At 72.9% G+C, this 15489-nt stretch carries 13 protein-coding genes and 2 pseudogenes; 5 read left to right on the top strand and 10 right to left on the bottom strand.

Annotation, left to right across the window (positions count from 1 at the left end; translation table 11 throughout):
* The first annotated feature begins 18 nt into the window (after positions 1-18).
* Both ABZ098_RS14360 and ABZ098_RS14355 read left to right on the top strand, forming a co-directional pair.
* The gene (locus ABZ098_RS14360) at positions 19-1203 is read left to right on the top strand and encodes a YbfB/YjiJ family MFS transporter (RefSeq protein WP_356591412.1); all 1185 of its coding nucleotides are present in this window, start codon (positions 19-21) and stop codon (positions 1201-1203) included.
* Between the two features lie 13 nt (positions 1204-1216).
* Positions 1217-1810, top strand: coding sequence for a GPP34 family phosphoprotein (locus tag ABZ098_RS14355; RefSeq protein WP_356590720.1), 594 nt, complete (start codon positions 1217-1219; stop codon positions 1808-1810).
* Here the strand turns inward: ABZ098_RS14355 and ABZ098_RS14350 are convergent.
* From ABZ098_RS14350 to ABZ098_RS14320, 7 genes and pseudogenes are all read right to left on the bottom strand, one after another.
* The gene (locus ABZ098_RS14350; RefSeq protein WP_356590718.1) at positions 1807-2406 is read right to left on the bottom strand and encodes a TetR/AcrR family transcriptional regulator; all 600 of its coding nucleotides are present in this window, start codon (positions 2404-2406) and stop codon (positions 1807-1809) included. The genes ABZ098_RS14355 and ABZ098_RS14350 overlap by 4 nt on opposite strands.
* A 58-nt stretch (positions 2407-2464) precedes the next feature.
* Complete coding sequence (locus ABZ098_RS14345; protein WP_356590716.1) at positions 2465-3043, bottom strand: GAF domain-containing protein; 579 nt, start codon at positions 3041-3043, stop codon at positions 2465-2467.
* Between the two features lie 58 nt (positions 3044-3101).
* A complete protein-coding gene (locus ABZ098_RS14340; RefSeq protein ID WP_007386183.1) occupies positions 3102-3701 on the bottom strand; it encodes an ATP/GTP-binding protein in 600 nt (199 codons plus the stop codon).
* On the bottom strand, positions 3679-4050 hold the full coding sequence (locus ABZ098_RS14335; RefSeq protein ID WP_037716095.1) for a DUF742 domain-containing protein: 372 nt from the start codon (positions 4048-4050) through the stop codon (positions 3679-3681). Before ABZ098_RS14335 ends, ABZ098_RS14340 begins: the two co-directional genes overlap by 23 nt.
* A gap of 2 nt (positions 4051-4052) precedes the next feature.
* Complete coding sequence (locus tag ABZ098_RS14330) at positions 4053-4487, bottom strand: roadblock/LC7 domain-containing protein (protein ID WP_057610220.1); 435 nt, start codon at positions 4485-4487, stop codon at positions 4053-4055.
* 68 nt (positions 4488-4555) lie between these two features.
* Complete coding sequence (locus tag ABZ098_RS14325) at positions 4556-7486, bottom strand: ATP-binding protein (protein ID WP_356590714.1); 2931 nt, start codon at positions 7484-7486, stop codon at positions 4556-4558.
* Between the two features lie 721 nt (positions 7487-8207).
* Positions 8208-8484 (bottom strand): annotated as a pseudogene (locus tag ABZ098_RS14320) (MBL fold metallo-hydrolase); the annotation flags it as partial.
* A 239-nt stretch (positions 8485-8723) separates the two neighbouring features.
* On the opposite strand from ABZ098_RS14320, the gene ABZ098_RS14315 reads away from it, so the two are divergent.
* Positions 8724-10913 (top strand): carbohydrate-binding protein, encoded by a 2190-nt coding sequence (locus ABZ098_RS14315; protein WP_356590712.1) that lies wholly within the window; start codon positions 8724-8726, stop codon positions 10911-10913.
* A 71-nt stretch (positions 10914-10984) separates the two neighbouring features.
* On the opposite strand, the pseudogene ABZ098_RS14310 reads toward ABZ098_RS14315, so the two are convergent.
* Together ABZ098_RS14310 and ABZ098_RS14305 are read right to left on the bottom strand one after the other, a co-directional pair.
* Positions 10985-11179, bottom strand: a pseudogene (locus ABZ098_RS14310) (IS30 family transposase); the annotation flags it as partial.
* A gap of 184 nt (positions 11180-11363) precedes the next feature.
* A complete protein-coding gene (locus tag ABZ098_RS14305) occupies positions 11364-12557 on the bottom strand; it encodes an MBL fold metallo-hydrolase (protein WP_356590711.1) in 1194 nt (397 codons plus the stop codon).
* 175 nt (positions 12558-12732) lie between these two features.
* Here ABZ098_RS14305 and ABZ098_RS14300 point away from each other — a divergent pair, with 175 nt between their 5' ends.
* A complete protein-coding gene (locus ABZ098_RS14300; protein WP_356590709.1) occupies positions 12733-13911 on the top strand; it encodes a Glu/Leu/Phe/Val dehydrogenase dimerization domain-containing protein in 1179 nt (392 codons plus the stop codon).
* A gap of 48 nt (positions 13912-13959) precedes the next feature.
* Entirely contained in the window at positions 13960-14568 is a 609-nt protein-coding gene (locus tag ABZ098_RS14295; protein WP_356590707.1) for a TetR/AcrR family transcriptional regulator, read from the top strand.
* A gap of 119 nt (positions 14569-14687) precedes the next feature.
* On the opposite strand, the gene ABZ098_RS14290 is transcribed toward ABZ098_RS14295, so the two are convergent.
* On the bottom strand, positions 14688-15473 hold the full coding sequence (locus ABZ098_RS14290; RefSeq protein ID WP_356591410.1) for an SGNH/GDSL hydrolase family protein: 786 nt from the start codon (positions 15471-15473) through the stop codon (positions 14688-14690).
* Between the last annotated feature and the right edge of the window lie 16 nt (positions 15474-15489).

Here is a 15489-nt window from a genome sequence, read left to right as displayed (position 1 = left end):
GCCGCGCTCGCGGCGGCCATGGGGGTCGGCCGCTTCGTCTACACCCCGATCCTGCCCCTGATGCACACCCAGGCGGGCCTGTCCGCCGGGGCCGGGGCGAACCTGGCCACCGCCAACTACGCCGGCTATCTCGTCGGCGCCCTCGCGGGCATCCTGGCCCCCGCGCTGGTCCGGTCGCGCGCCGTCCTGCGTGCCTGTCTCCTCGTGCTGACCGGCACGCTCGCCGCGATGCCCCTCACCCACAGCACCGCCGTCTGGAGCCTGCTGCGGCTGGCGGCCGGCATGGCGAGCGCCCTGGTGTTCGTCGTCGCGGCCGCAGCCCTCCTGCACCACCTGCGGGACCACCCGCCGCACCTGCCCGGCTGGGCGTTCGGCGGGGTGGGTGCCGGCATCGCGCTGTCCGGCCTGCTGGTCCTGGTCGTGCGGCCCGTCGCCAACTGGCGCACCGCCTGGTGGGCCGCCGCCGTCCTCACCGCGCTGCTCGGCGCCGTCTCGTGGAACCTACGGCCGGACGAGGCACCCGTCGCCGCCGTGGACGGCAGCACCGCGGGGCCCCGCACGCACCGCTGGTTCGGGGCGCTGTTCGTCAGCTACACGCTGGAGGGCGTCGGCTACATCGTCGCCGGGACCTTCCTGGTCGCCGCCGTCGGACAGGGCTCCCCCGGCTGGGTCGGCAGCGGTGCCTGGGTGCTCGTGGGCCTGGCCGCCGTACCGTCAGCGGCGCTGTGGGCCTGGCTGGGTCGCCGCTGGTCACGGCCCGGACTGCTGTTCACGGCGCTCGTGGTGCAGGCGGCCGGCATCGCCCTGCCCGCCCTGGTCGGCGGCACGGCCGCGGCCCTCGGCTCGGCGGTCCTGTTCGGCGCCACGTTCATCGGCATCAGCACGCTCGCCCTGGGCATCGGGGCCCACCTGCGGTTTCCCCGCTCGGTCGCCCTGCTGACCGCCGGGTACTCGGTCGGGCAGCTCCTGGGCCCGCCGGCCGTCGCCCCGCTGCTGCACCGCGGCTACGACCGGGCGCTGCTGCCGGCCGCCCTCGTGGTCCTGGCGGCGGCCGCGGCCGCCGGCGTGCTGCGGATCGGATTCCCGCACCACATGGTCGTTTTGGGGCACACGGGCCGCGAACAGCAGCGAGAATCGACCGAGGACGCCCGGTCCACCGCGGCCGGCCTCCCTCAGCACGCACCGCCGTACCCGGCCGACTGACCTGGAGCCGCCGATGACCACCGCACGGGACCTCGCGATCGTCGCCCTCGACGTGACCGCCGACGAACCGGTGGAGCAGGGCGATCTCTCGCTCGCGCTGGCGGGGGCCGAGGTGTTCGACCTCCTCGACGCCCGCGCCCTCGTCCTGGACGGCGACCGCATCCTGCCCCAGGCCCAATCCCCCACGGGCGACCGCCTGTTGGACGACGCCGCCGAGACCCTCGTACGGCAGGAGCCGTACGAGTCGGTCGAGGACTGGCTGTGGCGCCGGGGCCGTGGGCTGTCCGCGGCCTACGTCGACGACCTGGAACGGACCGGGCTCGCGAGCCGGCGCCGCGGTCGGCGGATCCCGCTGCGGACCGGGCGGACGGAGCTGGTCGACTCGGCGGCCCGGCAGCAGGCCGAGGAACGCTGGGCGGCGGGCGAACCCGTCCTCGCGGCACTGGCGGCCGCCGCCGGGATCGGCGAGGAACCCGCCGGTGAACTCGCCGACGAGACCGCCGCCGTGCTGGCCGCGGTCGGGGACGCCGTGATGGAGCTGGAGGCCGTACGCCAGCGGAAGGCCATCGAGAACGCCGCGTTCGACAACGTCTGGCGCGGTTACTAGGAGCCGGACACGCCGAGCAGTGCCCGGCAGTTGTCCCAGAGGGCGCTCAGGCGCTGGGGGCTGTTGTAGAGCTTGGCGAACATCACCTGGCCCTCCAACTGGGCCACCACCGCCCGCGCCGTCTGCCGCGCGTCGGACACGGTGACGTCGCCGCGGTCCCGGGCCTCGGCGACGACGGCCTCCACCATGTCGACCTGCGCGTCGAAGATCTCCTGAAGCCGTCCGCGCACGGGCTCGGCGTGGTTGCTCAGTTCCAGGGCGAGGTTCCCGAACAGACAGCCCGAGACCGTGCCGCAGCCCTCCTGGACGGCGCGCTGGCCGGCCTCGGTCTGCTCGAAGAGCGCACGCAGCCGCCGCAAGGGGTCCGTGTCCGCGCCCAACGCGCTTTCCCACTCGGCACGTTGAGCCGCCCAGTGCTCGTCGACGACGGCGAGCGCGAGGGCCTCCTTGGACTCGAAGAAGTAGTAGAAGCTGCCCTTCGGCACCCCGGCCGCCTTGCAGATCTCGGCCACGCCCAGCGCCGAGTAACCGCGCCCCTCGATGAGCGAGCGCGCGGCTCCGAGAATCTTCTGCCTGGCGTCACTGGTGCGTCCCACACGGCGAGTGTACGTGGGTACTAGACCGGTCGGCTAGGAATGCGGGCCGTCCCGTCCGTCACAGCACGGGGAGCCCGTCGGCCTCCCGTCGCTCCAGACGTGCGACCAGGTCCGCCGCCGACGACTTGATGATCTCCAGCCCGGACTTTCCCCAGCTCCGCGGCTCCACGTCGGCCGCGCACACCGTGCCCAGCACCATGCCCGTGGAGTCGATGAGCGGAGCGCCCAGATAGGAACGGATGCCGAACTCGTCGACGACCGGGTTGCCCGCGAACCGCGGGTAGTCACGGACGTCCTCCAGGACCAGTGCCTTGCGGCGGGCGACCACATGGGGGCAGAACCCATGGTCGCGCGCCATATAGCGGCCCACTTCCGGCTTGGCCTCCTCGCCGTCCGCCGGGGGCCGGGCCGCCGGAATCCTGAGACCGGCGAAGAACTGCCGGTGCTCGCCCAGGAAGTTGACCATCGCGTACGGCGCCCCCGCGTGCCCGGCGAGCCACTCGGCGAAGGTGTCGAGGGCGGGCTCCGGATGCTCCCCCAGCCCGAGCAGGCGCAGCCGTCGCGCCCGGTCCGGGGCCTCCTTGTCCTCCGGGGTGAGCAGCAGCCGGCCGACCGGGCGCGGTGGGTCGTAGGTCATGGGCGGCCGTCGCTGTCGACGTCGGTCATGTGCGGCTCCGTGGCGGTGTGTGCGGGGGTCACATGTGGGCGCCGTGGCTCGGCGCGGGCGCCGGGCTGTGGGCGATGAGATGCCGTACGAGGGTGAGCAGGGTCTGTACCCCGGAACTGGAGATCCGCGCGTCGCAGCGCACGATCGGGATCTCCGGCGGGAGGTCGATGGCGGCGCGGACCTCCTCGGGGTCGTAGCGGTACCCCCCGTCGAACTCGTTGATCGCGACGATGAATCCGAGGCCGCGCTGCTCGAAGAAGTCCACGGCCGCGAAGCAGTCCTCCAGTCTGCGGGTGTCGGCGAGGATCACCGCGCCGAGCGCGCCCTCGGAGAGCTCGTCCCACATGAACCAGAACCGCTCCTGTCCGGGCGTGCCGAACAGGTACAGGACGTGTTCCGGGTCGAGGGTGATCCTGCCGAAGTCCATGGCCACCGTGGTCTCGACCTTGTTCTCGATGCCGTCGAGACTGTCGGTCGCGGCGCTGACCGTGGTGAGCAGTTCCTCCGTGCTGAGGGGAGCGATCTCGCTGACCGCGCCCACGAAGGTCGTCTTGCCTACCCCGAACCCTCCCGCCACCAGGATCTTCAGTGCGGTGGGGAAGGGATCAGAGCTGTCGTCGTAGTCCATCGAGCACTGCCTCCAGAAGAGCCCGGTCAGTCGGGTTGTGGGTGAACTCGGGGGGCTTGGTGGTCAGCGCCCCGCAGTCGACGAGGTCGGACAGCAGCACCTTGGTGACCACCGCCGGCAGCTTGAGATGGGCGGCGACCTCGGCGACCGAGACGGGCGCGCGGCACAGGTCGAGCGCCTGCGCGTGCTCGGGGCCGAGGTAGCCGATGGGGGTGGCACCGGTGGCCATCACGTGCGACAGCAGGTCGAACGCGATGGACGGCCGGGTGCGACCGTTGCTGACCGTGAAGGGCCGCACCAGCCGCCCGGCCGCGTCGTCGAGCCAGGGCCCGTCGCCGGCCGCCGCCACGCTCAAGGCCTCATCGCCGGGGATTCGACGGCGTGCTGCCGGGGCGCGGTCACCAGGTAGGGGCGCACGCTCTTGACGAGCATCGCCATCTCGTAGCCGAGCACGGCGGCGTCGGCCTCCCGTCCCGCCAGGACGGCGAGACAGGTACCGGAACCGGCGGTGGTCACGAACAGCAGTGTCGAGTCGAGCTCGACGACGACCTGGCGGACCTCTCCGCCGTCGCCGAAGCGGACGCCCGCGCTGCGGCCGAGGGAGTACAGGCCGGAGGCCAGGGCAGCCATGTGGTCGGCGCTGTCCCCGTCGAGGCCGTGGACCGACTTCACGAGCCCGTCGCAGGACAGCAGGACCGCGCTGCTGGTGTGCGGCACGCGCTGCACGAGGCCGCTCATCAGCCAGTCGAGATCGGATACATGGCCGGTCGGCGCTTCGCTCGCCATGGTGGATCGACTCCTTGAGGTACGAAGGTGTGCGGGAGCGCTGGGGGGTGGGGTGAACGCGGGGTTGGTCATCCGGCGGGTGCGCTCCCGTCGTGCCGGTGGGTGGTGCGGTCGTGATCGAGGCCGTGCGGTTCGGATATGTGGGGCCGCTCCATGGGGGTTACGTCTAGGGCGGCGGCGTCGGTCGGGGGCGCGGCGTCGGTGCGGCGCGCGGCCGGGTCGAGGTCGAAGCCGAAGGAGGCGGACGGGTCGGGGGACGGGGCGGGCCGGGACTCCAGAGAGGCGGATGCCGAGGATCCGGTGTCGCTGGCGGCCGTACCTGTGTAGGCGGTGTCCCTCTGCGTACGGGCCGTCGCTGCCGTGTCCGTGTGGGCCGAGGCCATGTGGGTGGAGTCGATGTTCGTGGAGTCCATGTGCGTGGAGTCCATGTGCGTCGGGTCCATGTGGGCCGCCTCCTCGGGGGCGGGCTTCATGGGGCCGAACTCCCTGCGCGGCGACGGCACCGGCAGGGGCGCCGCCGTGGCGGGTTCACCGTCCTCCGGTTCCAGATGTTGCTGAGCCTCGGCGAGGCTGATCCCGCGCTGGAAGGCCGCCATCAGTCCCGGGTCGTGGCCGGTGAGGTACTCGGCGTCCTGCCGGGGGGCCGGTCCGCCGCGCAGTTGGGGTGCGATGTGCTCCTGGGCGCGGCGCCGGGGCAGTTGGGGCTTGCCCATGGTGCCGCGCACGGCCCCGGCGCGCGGGGTGGGCGGCGCGACCACGTGCTCCGCGACCAGCCGCCGGTCGTCGGGCCTGATCCCGGGCACGGCGTCGGCGGGGGTGGGCCGCGCCCCGCGGGCCCCGCGCACGGGCAGCGGCGCGGGACGCCCGGAACGTGCTCCGCCGCCGCCCGGACCGCCTTCACCACCGAGCCGGCGGTCGGTCACCGTTGTCTCGCCACCGGCCAGGGGCCCGCTCCCGCCGCTCGGTACGGCCGAGCCACCGTTGCGGGAGGACCCGCTTCCGCTGGACAGCGCATCACCGCCAGGCACCGGACCACCGTCACCCGGCGCCCCCGCGCCACTGTTCAGAAAGGCTCCGCCACCCCTGGGCAACGCATCACCGCCAGACGCCTGGGTGCCGCTGGGCATGTGCCCGCCACCACCCGGCACGCCTTCGCCACCACCTGGCACGCCTTCGCCACTGCCCGCCACGCCTCCGCCACCGTCCGGCGAAACCCCGCCGAACCGGCTCGGCGCGCGATCATCGGGCAGCCGCCCGCCCTCGTGCGAGACGCTCCCGCCCTCATACGGAACGGTCCCGCCGCCGACCGCTGCCCCCGAAACGCCGTTCAAGAAGGACCCGCCACCACTGGGCGGACGTTCGCCGCCGTGAAGCCCACGCCCGCCGGCGCCAGGCCCGCCGCCGCTCGACACGGTCCCCCCGCCGTCCGTCACAGCCCCGTCGCCGACGGAAACGCCTTCGCCGCCACCCGGCTCCGTCGCGCCGCCACCGTCACTCGGCGCGCGACCGTGCCCGTTCAACCCCGACCCCCGGCCGGCCCGTCCGTGCCGGGCACCCTGCGGCTCCGCCGCGCCGCTCTTCACCGCGGGCGCCGTACCGCCGTTGGGGCCGGACTCCGCGCCCCGGTACTCCCGCCGTTGCGGATCGGCTCCTGGACGCGGCTCCGCGGGCGCTCCCGCGTGCCGTGCCTCGTGCGCCGGCCGCGGATGGCCCGGCCCCTGGGGTGATACGGCCGCCACCGCGACCCCGCCCGTCCCCGCCGATTCCGGCGGCCGCGCCCCGACCGCTCCCGGCGCCGAACCCAGCAGCGCCTGCGGCACGACGAGGACGGCCTGGACGCCGCCGTAGATGTTGGTCTGGAGCCGGACATGGATCCCGTGCCGCTTCGCGAGCTGGGAGACCACGAACAGCCCGATGCGCCCGTCCGCCAACAGACTCGCCACGTTGACCTGGTCCGGGTCCGCCAACAGGGCGTTCATGCGGTGCTGTTCGGCGACCGGCATGCCGAGCCCGCGGTCCTCCACCTCGACGGCGAGCCCGGAGGTCACGAGGTTGGCCCGCAGCAGCACTTGGGTGTGCGGAGCCGAGAACACCGTGGCGTTCTCGACCAGTTCGGCCAGCAGGTGGATGACGTCGGCGACGGCGTGCCCGCGCAGCGTGCCGTCGATCGGCGGCACCAGCTTGACCCGCGAGTACTGCTCGACCTCGGCGATGGCGGAGCGCAGCACCTCGGTCATCGAGACGGGGTTGCTCCACTGCCGACGCGAGACGGCACCGCCGAGGACGGCGAGGTTCTCGGCGTGCCGGCGGATCCGGGTGGCGAGGTGGTCGACGTGGAAGAGCCCCTTGAGCAGGTCGGGGTCCTCGATCTCGTTCTCCAGCTCGTCGAGGATCGAGATCTCGCGGTGCACCAGCGACTGAAGCCGCCGCGCGAGGTTGACGAAGACCTCCAGTTTCTGTTCGCTGCCGGCCTGGCTGGAGAGCTGGGCGGCCTGGACGACGGCGGTGACGGCCCCGTCGTGGGCACGGGCCAGGTCGGCGGCGAGCAGTTCGAAGTCGTCCGCGTCGTCGGGCGGTCCGCCGTGCGGGGTGCGCCCGGGCGGCACCTCGCCGCGGCGCAGTCCCTCGACCAGGGTCCGCAGGTCGGCCTCGCTGCGCGCGCTGCTGCGGCGCAACGCTCCGACGCGGTCGCTCACCGTCTTCGCGGCGCGGTCTGCCGCCACTGCGGCGATGAGGATGCCCGCGAGGGTCACCGAGACGGCGCCGGCCAGGACACCCCACAGGACGAGGCCGGGGTGTGTCCCGGTGGAGCGGACGGTGAACAGGACGGCCGCGCAGCCGCTGAGGGCGACCGCGGTCGGCGGGAGCACGGCCAGCCGCAGCAGTTGGGGCCGTATGTGCGTCTCAGGCAGCGAGGGGGCGGGGCGGGCGACCGGCCGCCCGTGCCGCCCGCTCTCGCGGCGGTCTGCGCGTGCGGCCGGTGCGCGGAGGTGAGACATCGGTGTCCTTGTAGTGGTCCGTCGGTCCTGTTGGCCGGAGGGCTCCGGGCCGGGCGGCCCGGGTCGGCGGCCTCCGGCGCGTGGCCCCACGGGCTGCGGGGCGGTCTGCCGGGCGGCTCGCGCGGCGGCATGGTCGTCGGTCACCGGCGCGTCGCCTCCCTCCTCCCCGCAGCTCGGCTGTTCGCCGTGGGCATGCGTCATGGCGTACCGGTCGAGAGAACCGAAGACTTCAACCCCTCGTCGCCCGGCGGACACTCACAGTAGTCGCCAACGCATCATGTGCGAGCGGCAGTTGACAAACTCCTCCGCGGAGCGTCCCGCTCTGGTATGAGGACTCGCACGACAGACCGACAAGTCGAACGGCAGAGCACCCTCGAACGAGTGAATACCGATCACCCCTGGTCAGAACCGGTCACGCATGACCGGCGAGAGCCGGACGCGTACGCGCACCCCGGTCGCCGAACCGGCCCGTCCTTCAGGTACGGCAGGCTCTCCCGCACCCCTCAGGACCCTTGGCCTGAACCTTCCGGATCGTCACTGACCGTGTCGATCCACCCGCGTGCCATGATGCTCCACTTCGACGACACGGACGTCACCCCGCCCTGTAGGCGCTGACCGTCCCCGCCCGGCGGAAACCAGCCGACGACTGGGCAAGGAGAACCGGCCGGCAACGGGAGGCGACACCACCGGCCCCGCCACCAGCCCCACCCCTCGCCTCACCTCACCGCTCAGCCGCAGCCTCCCGCGCCCCCAAGGCCGTAGGCAAAGCGGCCCACCCCCCCCCCGACAGGCGCCACCGCCAGCCCCCGCCCTCGACTCCCGGCACCGCCCCGGCTCACCCGGCCGAGGCGCGGCCATGGTGACGCCGGCCTTGTGACAGCCGCATCGTCTGCTCGGCGGGCTTCACCCAGGGATGCGTCGCCAGGTGGAACGTGCCCCACATGGATCGGCAGCAGCACTCCTTCCGCCGCGTCCCCGCCCTGCAGGTCCAGATGGGAACCGCACGGCCTCCTCGGGCGTCATCCGCCCGGGAAACGGTCCGTGGACGCCGCTGGTGTGCGGGCCCCGACGCCCGCGTGAACGCTGGTCGACGTCCACCTCACCACGGAATGACCTGAAAAAGTTCCCGGCTCAAGGCAACCGTGTGAGGAATCTGCGACGACAAGGGAGCGGATCCGGCCAGTTCCGGTGGCCGGCTTTCCTCCAGTGACAGCATGCAAGGAGCACCTCACCCCCCATGAGCAACAACGTGAAGGGCGGGCGCCGCGGGCGTCATCGCCGCCGCTTGACCGCCACCGCCGTACTGCTCGGTGTGCCCGCCGCCGTCGTGCCGTACCTCGTGTTCACGCAGGACGACTCTCAGGCCGACAGTGCGAAGTCCTCGGTCGCGGCCGGACCGTACGTGTGGAAGAACGCCCAGGTGGTGGGCGGCGGTTACGTCACCGGGCTGGTGTTCAACCCGCGGGAGAAGGGCCTGCTGTACGCGCGCACCGACATGGGCGGCGCCTACCGCTGGGACACCGCGGCCGAGCGGTGGATCCCGCTGACCGACTGGATCGGCGAGAAGGACTGGAACCTGCTGGGCATCGACTCGGTGGCCACCGACCCCGTCGACCCCAAGCGGCTCTACCTCTCGGCGGGCACCTACACCAACGACTGGGCCGGCAACGGCGCGATCCTGCGCTCCACCGACCGGGGCCGCACCTTCAAGCGCACCGACCTGCCGTTCAAGGTGGGTGGCAACGAGGACGGCCGCGGGGCGGGCGAACGGCTGGTGGTCGACCCCGCGGACAACGGCACCCTGCTGCTGGGCACCCGCAAGAACGGCCTGTGGCGCAGCACCGACCACGGCGTGACATGGCGTCAGGTCTCCTCGTTCCCCGTCAAGGACGGGGCGGGCAGCGGTGCGGGCATCTCGTTCGTGACGTACGGCCCGGCCGGCAGCAAGACGATCTACGTCGGCGTCAACGACAGATCCACCTCCCTGTACCGCTCCACCGACGGCGGCGGCACCTGGCAGGCCGTCTCAGGGCAGCCGACCGGCCGGCTGCCGCAGCACGGGGTGCTCTCCCGTGACGGCTCGCTGTACCTGACGTACACCGACAACCTGGGGCCCAACGGCGTGACGGCGGGTTCGGTGTGGAGGTACACACCGGCCGGCGGGTCGTGGAAGAACATCTCCCCCTCGCAGGGCAGTTACGGGTTCTCCGGTCTGGCCGTCGACCCGCGCAAGCCGTCCACGGTGATGGTCACCACCCTCGGCCGCTGGTGGCCCGAGGACGAGATCTACCGGACCACCGACGGCGGCGCGACCTGGAAGGCACTGGCCGACAAGTCGGTGCGCAACGCCTCCGCCGCTCCCTACGTCGGCACTCACACCGGGCACTGGATGACCGCCCTGGCCATCGATCCCTTCAACTCCGGGCACGTGCTGTACGGCACCGGCAACGGCATCCTGCGCAGCAAGGACGCCAATGCCTCCGACAGCGGTGGCACCAGCCACTGGAGCATGGGCGCCCGAGGACTGGAGGAGAGCGCGCTGTTGGACGCGATCGCCCCGCCCGGCGGCGCCACCGTCATCACCTCCATGGGCGACCAGGGCGGCTTCCGGCACGACTCCCTGACCAAGGTGCCCTCCGGGCGCCTGAAGAACCCGATGATGACCAACAGCACCGACATCGACTTCGCCCAGTCGAAGCCCGCGCTGATGGTCCGCGTCGGCCGCGGCGGCGCGCAGGACGGCGCCTACTCCTCCGACGGCGGCCGCAGCTGGCACGGCTTCAAGGCGGAGCCGGTGGCCAGTGCCCAGGACGGCCATGTCGCGCTCGCGGCGAACGGCTCCACCGTCGTCTGGACCCAGGCCGGTCAGGCCCCCTACCGCTCGACCGACAACGGGTCGAGCTGGTCGCGGGTCGACGGCCTGGGCGCCGACGCCGTGGTCGTCGCCGACCGCTCCTCGGGCAGGACCTTCTACTCACTGTCCGGCGGCACGCTCCACGCCAGCACCGACGGCGGCGCGTCCTTCACCGCCCGCGCCCGCGGCCTGCCCTCCGGCCGGCTCACCGCCGTCCCCGGCATCGCCGGTGACCTGTGGATCGCCGGCGGCGGCAAGGGGCTGCTGCACTCCACCGACGGCGGCCGCACCTTCACCACGCTCAGCTCGGTGCGGTCCGCCTCCGCCCTCGGCTTCGGCAAGGCCAAGCCGGGCGCCAACTACCAGGCCCTGTACCTGATCGGCACCGTCAAGAACGTCACCGGAGTGTTCCGCTCCACCGACAAGGGCGCCACCTGGCTCCGCGTCAACGACGAGGCCCACCAGTGGGGCGCCATCGGCAGCGTCGGCGTCATCACCGGCGACCCCGACACCTACGGCCGCGTCTACGTCGGGTCCAACGGACGCGGCCTCCAGTACGGCGATCCGTCCTGACCCAAACGCCCGAGCGGGGCCGCGGCCACAACGGCGCCTTCGAGGGGGCGTTGCCACCCGTGGTGAGTTGATCAAGCCGCGAACAGTTCAGACAGACGCTCGGCCGGAGTCTCCCAGCCGAGCGTCTTGCGTGCCGTGTGGCGGGACAGGTCGGTGCCCTCGGGGAAGTACTGGCGCAGCAGTCCATTGGTGGTCTCGCTCGATCCACCGTGCCAGGGGCCGACTGGGGCGCAGAAGCAGACCGGGATACCGGTGGCGGCGGTGAACTGCGACGAGCACCTGAGCGGCCGTCACCGCCCGCAAGGCGGCCGGGAAGACACCCCCTGGCTGAGCAGTGGCTTCACGCTCCGCACGGGGCGCCCCGTCCAAGGCTCCCAGCACTCGATGCCGCTCCTCAGCCCGTGAGACGTTCCAGCATCCGGGCCATCTACGACTCGTCCCCGATCGACGTCACCGCCCACCGGCGAGGTCGAGATCACCCTTGTTCGGCTCGCCCACACCCTCCGCGTTCCGGGGACGTCGCCAGGGGTGCGCGATCGGACCGGAGACCGTCTGCCACCACGGCTCGACCGGCAGCTTCCCCGCCGGCTCGAACGGCTCGCCCGGCCGCGGAAACGCCACCGCCTGGCCTGCCTCCGCGGCCGCGTCCTTCGTCCACTCCCCCGGCTCCGCCCACGCGTGGAGAGCCAGGTTGAAGGTCCCCCAGTGGATCGGCAGCAGCACCCCTTCCGCCGCGTCCCCGCCCTGCAGGTCCAGATGGGCCCGCACGGCCTCCTCGGGCGTCATGTGGATGTCCGGCCAGAATTCCGAGTAGGCGCCGAGCTGGATCATCGTGGCGTCGAAGGGCCCGAAGGCCGCGCCTATGTCCTTGAACCCCTCGAAGTACCCGGTGTCTCCGCTGTGGAAGATCCGGTGCTCCCCGCCGGCGACGACCCAGGACGCCCACAGCGTGTGCTGGGTGTTCCGCAGCCCCCGTCCGCAGAAGTGCCGCGCCGGGGTGGCCGTCAACGTCAGCCCGGCGACCTGCGTCGACTCGTGCCAGTCCAGCTCACGCAGCCGGTCCGCGGACACGCCCCAGTGCTCGAGGTGGGCCCCCACCCCGAGCGGCACGGCGAAGACGGTGTCCGTCCCGGCCAGTGCCTTGATCGTGGGCATGTCGAGGTGGTCGTAGTGGTCGTGGGAGATGACGACCACGTCGACCGGCCCGAGCGCGCCGAGCGGCAGGGGCACGGGGTGCAGGCGTTTGGGCCCGGCGAAGGGGAACGGGGAGCACCGCTCGCCCCACACGGGATCGAACAGCACCCGCTGCCCGTCGATCTCGGCGAGCACGCTGGAGTGCCCCATCCAGGTCAGCCGCAGGCCGGTGGCAGGGGGCTTGGAGAGGTCGGCGAGCGTGGTGGCATGCACCGGGATCCGGCCTTCCGGAGCCCGCAGCTTTCGGCCGTCGCTGTCGAAGAACGTCCTGGCGAACGTCGCCGACCCCTCGGGCCGGATCCGGGCGGTTCCGCCGGGGTTCTGGAAGACACCGTTCGCGAAGTGGGGGGATCTGCGGATGCGCGCCATGCGCTCACCGCTCGGGTCCGCACCGAAGGCCGCGGGCTGCAGCGCGCGGAGCCCGGAGCTCAGGGGACGGAAGCCGGTCACGGTACCTCCAGGTGGAGTCGCTGAGGCATCCATTATGGTCCGCCCCTCTGACAGCGCCGGGACTGCCCGGTCACACCGGTGAGGACGCCGCCGGAGCCGATCACGTTGACAGGGCGCCCCCGGATGCAAATACTGACTCCCCGTTCAGTAACCGCCCGCCCGTACCGGAGCCCGCGTGACCACCCCCTTGCTGTCGCTCACCTGGACCGACCACGTCACCGGCCGCCAGGGCTTCCTGGTCGTCGACCGGCTGGTGCGGGGAGTCGCCAGCGGCGGTCTGCGGATGCGCCCGGGCTGCACGCTGGACGAGGTCGCCGGGCTCGCCCGTGGCATGACCATGAAGGAGGCCCTGCACTACGACCCCGCGGCGCGGTACGTCCCGCTGGGCGGGGCGAAGGGCGGCATCGACTGCGACCCCCGGGACCCGGAGGCGTACGGCCTGCTCGTGCGCTACTTGCGCGCCCTGCGGCCGTACATCGAGAGCCTCTGGACGACCGGCGAGGACCTCGGTCTCAGCCAGGACCTGGTGGACCGGGCGGCCGCGGAGGCAGGCCTGGTCTCCTCGATCCAGGCGGTCTATCCCCTGCTCGACGACGAGGCCGCGGCCCGGCGGCGGCTCGCGGACGCCTTCGCCGTGGAGGTGGACGGCATCGGGCTCGACGAGCTGGCGGGCGGCTGCGGGGTGGCCGAGTCGGCGCTCGCGGCCCTGGACGCGGCCGGGGTGCCGTACGCGGGCACGCGCGTGGCCGTGCAGGGTCTCGGCACCATGGGCGGGGCCACGGCCCGCTTCCTCACGCGCGCGGGGCTCACCGTCGTGGCCGTCGCCGACATCAAGGGCACGGTCTTCAACCCGGCAGGGCTCGACGTCGAGGCGCTGCTGGCCGCGCGGGACGCCCACGGCACCGTGGACCGCTCCGCCCTGCGCCCCGCCGACCGTGAACTACCCGGTGAGGCCTGGCTGTCGCTCGACGCGGAGGTGCTCGTGCCCGCGGCGGTGTCCTACGCGATCGACTCCGGCAACCAGGAGCGGATCCGGGCCCGTTGGATCGTCGAGGCGGCCAACATGCCCGTCCTGCCCGCGGCGGAGGCGCTGCTGGCCGCGCGCGGGGTGACCGTACTGCCGGACGTGGTGGTCAACTCCGGGACGAACGCCTGGTGGTGGTGGACCCTGTTCGGCGACATCGGCGCGGACGCGGACGAGGCCTTCGCGCACATACGGCGTTCCATGCGCGCCCTGGTGGAGCAGTTGCTGGCGCGCGCGGAGGCGGACGGCACCTCGCCCCGGGCCGCCGCACACGCGCTGGTCGCGGACCGGTTGCCGGTGATCGCGGAGCGGTTCGGCCGGTACCGCTGACCTGGCCCGTCACGCTGTGCCGGTCGCGGGACGGACTAGGGTGACCCCGTGGCGAGAGTGCGGTTGACAGTGGCCGAGCGGCGCGAGGAGTTGCTGCGGGCCGCCATCGAGCAGATCGAGGCGCGGGGTGTGGCGGCCGTCAGGATCGCCGACGTGGCCTCGGCGCTCGGGGTGAGCAACGCCCTGGTGCTCTATCACTTCTCCACGAAGGAGAAGCTGGTCGCCGCCGCGTTCACCTACGCCGCCGAGGACGACCTGGCCCATCTGCGCAAGCTTCTCGGCCGCCGTACCAGCGCCCTGCGCCGGCTCCGGTCGGCCGTGCGCTGGTACGCCCCGACGGGCCAGGCCAAGGGCTGGCGCCTGTGGATCGAGGGCTGGGCGGTGGCCCTGCGCGAGCCGGCGCTCCAGGAGGTCACCCGCGACCTCGACAGGCGCTGGAAGGCGGCGCTCACGGAGGTGATCGCCGAGGGCGTGGCCGCGGGCGAGTTCCACTGCCCGGACCCGGAGGCCACCGCCCTGCGCCTGACCGCCCTGCTGGACGGCCTGGCCGTCCAGCTGACGTCCTACGCGGGCGCGGTGGCCAGGTACCGGGCCCAGGAGTGGGTGGACGAGGCCCTGGCGCGCGAACTCGGGCTGGACGGCACGAGTTCGGTCTAGCGGCGGAGCGTGGTCGGGCCGCCCCGAGGGACGACCCGGCCGCGCGCGCCGGCCGAGACCGGCCCGGCACCCGGCGCACCAGCACCAGCACCAGCACCAGCACCAGCACCGCGCACGGCTCAAGCCACCGGAGCGATCCGCGACTTGATGTCGTCCGGCGACAGCACGCCCTTGGCCGTCACATGGTCCCCGGAGGACTCCCCCCGCAGCCGGCGCCCGATCCACGGCACCAGGAACTCACGCGCCCAGTGCACATCGTCCCGCCGCACGTCCAGCGGCCCGCGAGGGGGTAGCGGCGGCCAGGGCTGGTCCGGGTCCGCCGGCACCTCCAGTCCCAGCACCTGTCCCGCACGGAGGGCCACACGCGTGTGGCCCTCGGGAGACAGGTGCAGCCGGTCGCTGTCCCAGGCCCGCCGGTCCTGGATGGTCTTCAGGGACCACAGGTCGAGCACCGGGCACCCGTACCGGTCGGCGACGGCCCGCACATGTCCGTTGTACGTGGCGATCTTGCCGCGCAGATGCTTGAGCACGGGCACACCACGGGTGTCGAAGCCGGTCGTGACCATGACCGTGCCGCACGCCTGCGTGAGCCGGGCGATCGCCCGCTCGAAGCGTTCGGCGACCTCGTCGGGGTCGGTGCCGGGCCGGATGATGTCGTTGCCGCCCGCACAGAACGACACCAGGTCCGGTGCCATGTCGACGGCCTGCGGAAGCTGGTCCTCGACGATCTGGTCCAGGAGCTTCCCGCGTACGGCGAGATTGCTGTACCTGAAGTCGCCCTCGGGCCGCCGGTCCGCGAGGAGTACCGCGAACCGGTCGGCCCAGCCGACGAACGCCCCGTCGGGGCCGGGGTCGCCGACGCCCTCGGTGAAGCTGTCCCCCACCGCCACGTACGACCCGATCACTGAGCTGCTGTCATTC

The sequence above is a fragment of the Streptomyces sp. NPDC006335 genome (assembly GCF_040612795.1).
Lineage (GTDB): Bacteria > Actinomycetota > Actinomycetes > Streptomycetales > Streptomycetaceae > Streptomyces.
The sequence above is the reverse complement of the archived record's forward strand: the minus strand, read 5'-3'. Positions and strand labels throughout refer to the sequence as shown.